The 1107-nt window shown below is 74.4% G+C and carries 2 protein-coding genes; both read left to right on the top strand.

From position 1 onward, the window contains the following. On the top strand, positions 1-447 hold a 447-nt coding region (locus ACFVUS_RS44060; RefSeq protein ID WP_387781576.1), incomplete at its 5' end, for an adenylate/guanylate cyclase domain-containing protein. Positions 448-472: 25 nt separating this feature from the next. Further along, positions 473-1107: enoyl-CoA hydratase/isomerase family protein (locus tag ACFVUS_RS44055; RefSeq protein ID WP_387781573.1), on the top strand; the 635-nt coding region annotated here is incomplete at its 3' end.

Genomic DNA, 1107 nt, shown 5'->3' with positions numbered 1-1107 from the left:
GACCTGGTGGCGGCGCACGGCGGCCGGCTGATCAAGACCCTCGGCGACGAGGTCCTGTACTGCGCCGACGACGCGGGCACGGCGGCGGAGATCGCGCTGCGCCTGATCGAGACGATGGAGGCCGACCCGCAGATGCCGGAGCTGCGCGTCGGCATCGCCTTCGGGACCGTGACGACCCGGATGGGCGACGTCTTCGGGACCACGGTGAACCTGGCCTCGCGGCTGACGTCGATAGCGCCGAAGGACGCGGTCCTGGTGGACGGGGCGATGGCCGAGGAACTGGGCCGCACCGGCGCGGCGCCGGTGTCGGAGAAGGAAGCCGAGTCGGAGGAGGGCGGCGGCGCGTACCGCTTCGCGCTCCAGCCGATGTGGCAGCGCCCGGTACGCGGCCTGGGCGTCGTGGAGCCCTGGTCGCTGACGCGCCGGAAGCCTAAGATCCCCGGGTAACGTTCGTTAACCGGGAGGGTCCGCTGTGCCTGAGGTATCGGAGTTCGTGGCAGTGCGCCGGCATGACGGCGGGGTCGCCGAGCTGGTCCTGGACCGGCCGAAGGCGATGAACGCGGTGTCGACGCAGATGGCGCGGGCCATCGGTTCGGCGTGCGCCTCGCTCGCGGCGGACGCGTCGGTGCGGGTGGTCGTGGTGTCCTCGACCGCGGAGCGGGCGTTCTGCGTCGGCGCGGACCTCAAGGAGCGGAACTCGCTGTCGGACGCGGAGCTGGTGCGGCAGCGGCCGACCACGCGGGGCGCGTACGGGGGCGTGCTGGAGCTGCCGATGCCGACGATCGCGGCGGTGCACGGGTTCGCGCTGGGCGGCGGCTTCGAGCTGGCGCTGGCGTGTGACGTGATCGTGGCCGACGAGACGGCGGTCGTGGGCCTGCCGGAGGTCTCGGTCGGTGTCATCCCGGGCGGTGGCGGTACGCAGCTGCTGCCGCGGCGCGTGGGCGCGGCGCGGGCCGCGGAGCTGATCTTCACGGCGCGGCGGGTGGAGGCGGCCGAGGCGCTGGCGCTGGGCCTGGTGGACTCGGTGGTGGCGGCGGGTACGGACCGCGAGGCGGCCCTCGCCCTGGCCGGGCGGATGGCGGCGAACTCCCCGGTGGGCCTGCGGGG

The organism is Nocardia sp. NPDC058058 (genome assembly GCF_042885355.1).
Classification (GTDB): Bacteria; Actinomycetota; Actinomycetes; order Mycobacteriales; family Mycobacteriaceae; genus Nocardia.
Note: the sequence above shows the minus strand (reverse complement) of the source record. Positions and strands in the feature narration are given on the sequence as shown.